General features: G+C 50.1%; 4 protein-coding genes and 1 pseudogene. 3 read left to right on the top strand and 2 right to left on the bottom strand.

Features of this window, described 5'->3' with window-relative positions; genetic code table 11:
• Positions 1-295: 295 nt before the first annotated feature.
• The 3 genes from PPL9_RS33130 (at position 296) to PPL9_RS06910 (ending at position 2,223) form a co-directional block, all read left to right on the top strand.
• Positions 296-508 carry a hypothetical protein gene (locus PPL9_RS33130; RefSeq protein ID WP_208989220.1) on the top strand — a complete coding sequence of 71 codons (213 nt, stop codon included), beginning with the start codon at positions 296-298 and terminating at the stop codon, positions 506-508.
• Between the two features lie 285 nt (positions 509-793).
• Entirely contained in the window at positions 794-1,360 is a 567-nt protein-coding gene (gene efp, locus PPL9_RS06905) for an elongation factor P (RefSeq protein WP_057462058.1), read from the top strand.
• Between the two features lie 68 nt (positions 1,361-1,428).
• Entirely contained in the window at positions 1,429-2,223 is a 795-nt protein-coding gene (locus PPL9_RS06910; protein ID WP_057461997.1) for an inositol monophosphatase family protein, read from the top strand.
• A gap of 152 nt (positions 2,224-2,375) precedes the next feature.
• On the opposite strand, the gene PPL9_RS06915 is transcribed toward PPL9_RS06910, so the two are convergent.
• Together PPL9_RS06915 and PPL9_RS06920 are read right to left on the bottom strand one after the other, a co-directional pair.
• Positions 2,376-2,744 (bottom strand): hypothetical protein, encoded by a 369-nt coding sequence (locus tag PPL9_RS06915; RefSeq protein ID WP_152986614.1) that lies wholly within the window; start codon positions 2,742-2,744, stop codon positions 2,376-2,378.
• A gap of 119 nt (positions 2,745-2,863) precedes the next feature.
• Positions 2,864-3,353, bottom strand: a pseudogene (locus PPL9_RS06920) (hypothetical protein); the annotation flags it as partial.

Raw genomic sequence — 3,353 nt, forward strand, 5'->3', positions numbered from 1 at the left:
AGTTGGAAGCGATTTCCAATTCGCTTTCTCTGGAACAGCAAGAGCAAGCCAGCAAACGTGCGGCAGAAATTGGAATAAAAATCGGCGCCTCTCCAGTTCTCCAGCCAGCTCGCTAACGCTTAACCGCAATCCTCTTTATGAAAAACCGATGAGTTTTTATGTAAAATTATCTCCAGTCAAAGTATATAAGGACAGGTAGACTCCAACACACACCACCCTCAACTTACCAACACTCAGTTTCGCGCAACGTCAGGCGATTAAAATACTCTGGTACTTTAATCGCAAAAGAAAACCCATGAAGCAAATAAGTATATTCATCAGTCGCTTGGCGCTAGCCTTAGGAATTGGTGTAATTTCATTTCTGACATTTGGTGAAATGGTCAGAACTCGCTTACTTGATATTGGCGCTACCACCGCAATAGCTGGGCTGGGCAAGGTAGCGACTTTCGTTCTCAGCGTCGTCTTTGTTGAACAGATTACCAAGCGCAGAAGCGATAAAAAGCCCTAAGGTTGTCCGCACTAACCTTGTGGATATGCACCGGAATGTAGGTTCACGGTGAGCATCCGCTCTTTTTCCTTGAAAATCGCGCGAAATTATGTTGCACAGACCTCCAGACAGGCTGCGATCCTAGGCCCAGCGCCAATCCGTGCCAGCCTTTGCTAAAGCATATCCCTGACAAGGACCAACCGGACCTCAGATCAGGATACGCATGAAAACAAAAGTTAAGAATGTGGCGCGTCAATCCAAGTGAACGCGACATACTCTGAACTTATCAAACTGATTGGTAGTTCTATGAAACTCAATGGCAACGAAATTAAGCCGGGCCACGTGCTTATGCACCAGGACACACTTTGGGCTGCGGTTAAAGTTCAGCACGTGAAGCCAGGCAAAGGCGGCGCATTCGCTCAGGTCGAAATGAAAAACCTGCTCGACGGTCGCAAACTGAACGAACGCTTCCGCGCAACTGAGTCCGTTGAGCGTGTTCGCCTTGAGCAGAAAGACTTCCAGTTCCTCTATGAAGAAGGCGACATGCTGGTATTCATGGATAACGAAACATATGAGCAGCTCGAACTCCAGAAGGAATTCGTTGGTGAGCGCGCAGCATTCCTGCAGGACGGCATGACCGTCACTGTTGAACTGCACGAAGAAAAGCCAATAGGCATTTCTCTCCCAACCCATGTCACTCTGGAAATCGTAGAAGCTGACGCAGTTGTAAAAGGCCAGACCCAGTCTTCCTCTTACAAACCAGCAGTTCTGGAAAACGGCGTACGTTGTATGGTGCCTCCATTCATCACCTCTGGTGAGAAGATCATTGTAGACACCGACTCCGTTGAATACGTTCGTCGCGCAGAGAAATAATCTTAAAGCAATAAAGATGAGGCAGCATACGGTTGCCTCATTACCCATTCAGGAACGGTGAATAAAAAATGGCACGTACGGCCCTTCTAAACGTAATGGTTCAGGCTGCGACAAAAGCTGGTCGCTCTCTGGCACGGGACTTCGGCGAAATTGAAAACCTGCAAGTATCCCGCAAGGGCCCAGGTGACTTTGTCTCCCAGGCAGATCACAAAGCAGAAAAAATCGTTCGTGAAGACCTTCAAAAAGCACGCCCGACCTACGGCCTGCTGATGGAAGAATCCGGCGAGATCGAAGGCACAGACGGTCAGCACCGCTGGATCGTTGACCCGCTCGACGGCACAACAAACTTCCTCCATGGCATTCCGATCTTTGGTGTTTCCATCGCTCTGGAACGCGCAGGTCAGATCGTAGCAGCCGTGATCTACAACCCGATCATGGATGAGCTCTACACTGCAGAAAAAGGCGCTGGCGCATTCTGTAATGACCGCCGCCTCCGCGTTGCAGCACGTAAAGACATGACTGACTGCCTGATCGGCACCGGCATTCCATTCATCGGCGTTGGCGACCATGGCCGCGCGCTGAAGGAAATCCGTCACGTGATGGGTGAGGTTGCAGGCATCCGCCGCGCTGGTGCAGCTGCACTGGATCTGGCATGGGTTGCCTCCGGTCGCCTCGATGCGTTCTGGGAAAACGGCCTGCATCCTTGGGACATGGCAGCAGGTGTTCTGCTTGTGCGTGAAGCTGGTGGCTTCGTGTCCGATGCCAACGGCAAAGACGACATGTTCGAAACCCGCTCCATCATCGCAGGTAACGAATTCACACACCTCCAGATGCGTGAACTGCTGGCAAAAGCTAAAGCATAAGGCTTACAGCGCCCAAATCTAAGAATTCCAAAAGGCAGCTTGCTTCGGATCACTCCGGCAAGCTGCCTTTTTTGTTGCGAATGCCCGACTGGGAAACCAATTAAGCTAGTTTACAAGGAGCTACAGTATCTGCGAATAGACGCAGTACACCTTTAATCACACACCATTGACTCCGTTAGCAAAGGGTCATTCTGATCGCTAAGGTCCAATATCTGATAATTAAAGCGTGTCGTTTCATTCACAAAGCCTTCAACTTGAACGGCACAAGAATAAACGACGTCTAAAACATGCGGCTCACATAACCCAAATACATCGACTGTTTCACCGGTATCATCATTGGTTGTAAATCCAACAATTACCTCTGGCTTACGCCCATCTGCTTCATTAAGAACTTCAACATAAGCATTAAAGTTTGGCACAACCTCAGTACAAGCATCTGCTAATGTCTGCAGCGCAAAGGCTGATCCAGGTAAAGTGAGGCCAAGACAGATCATTCCAGTTCTCATAAGACTCTGAAGCATTATTTTCTCCTTCTTCTTGTTGTTGCTCACACAACCAAGACGAATGGAGAGTACTCCCGTGACAGCATCTCGTAGCTCAGGTGTGGCTACTCAAAATCAAAATGAACAAAAGCTTATGCCTACATCCGCACCTGAAATTTCTTCGCAAGCACCTTCACAGCGGCATCCTCACTCAAACCTGCGATAGCTTGAATTTGCGCGGGCTCGTCAAAGAAACACTTCATCACGGCAATAGCGGGTGATTGATCCCAGTGTGCCCTGTCCACCTGCGAAATCTCCTGAGTGAGCCGCTGGTGGAACCGGTGCAGAGCAAACTTCGTGCTGTGCTTGGTCAGCGTATCAATGGCATGTCTCTTAATCTCCGCAACAACGGTACTTCGCCGCGCAGACCCACCCTGCCCAGTCGTAATATTGTGCTTACGGGCATATTTCTGCATGGCTTGCTGATCACCCGCGATCACCTTCTGAAGCTGCTTGCTCTGGTAATGGTGCACACCCCATCTGATCAACCGCGTGGCAACAAAGGCCACTGAGCCTAAAACAAACGCCCCGCCAATTGCAGCCCCAACGGGTCCAGCCGCAGCTGCAACGCCAGCAGCCGCAACACCG

The sequence above is a fragment of the Pseudovibrio sp. POLY-S9 genome (genome assembly GCF_001431305.1).
Classification (GTDB): domain Bacteria; phylum Pseudomonadota; class Alphaproteobacteria; order Rhizobiales; family Stappiaceae; genus Pseudovibrio.

What these genes read in the sequence shown, in the direction of transcription:
- PPL9_RS33130 (WP_208989220.1), top strand. Translation starts at nt 296, where the DNA reads ATGAAGCAAATAAGTATATTCATCAGTCGCTTGGCGCTAGCCTTAGGA.
- efp (WP_057462058.1), top strand. Translation starts at nt 794, where the DNA reads ATGAAACTCAATGGCAACGAAATTAAGCCGGGCCACGTGCTTATGCAC.
- PPL9_RS06910 (WP_057461997.1), top strand. Translation starts at nt 1,429, where the DNA reads ATGGCACGTACGGCCCTTCTAAACGTAATGGTTCAGGCTGCGACAAAA.
- PPL9_RS06915 (WP_152986614.1), bottom strand. Translation starts at nt 2,744, where the DNA reads ATGCTTCAGAGTCTTATGAGAACTGGAATGATCTGTCTTGGCCTCACT.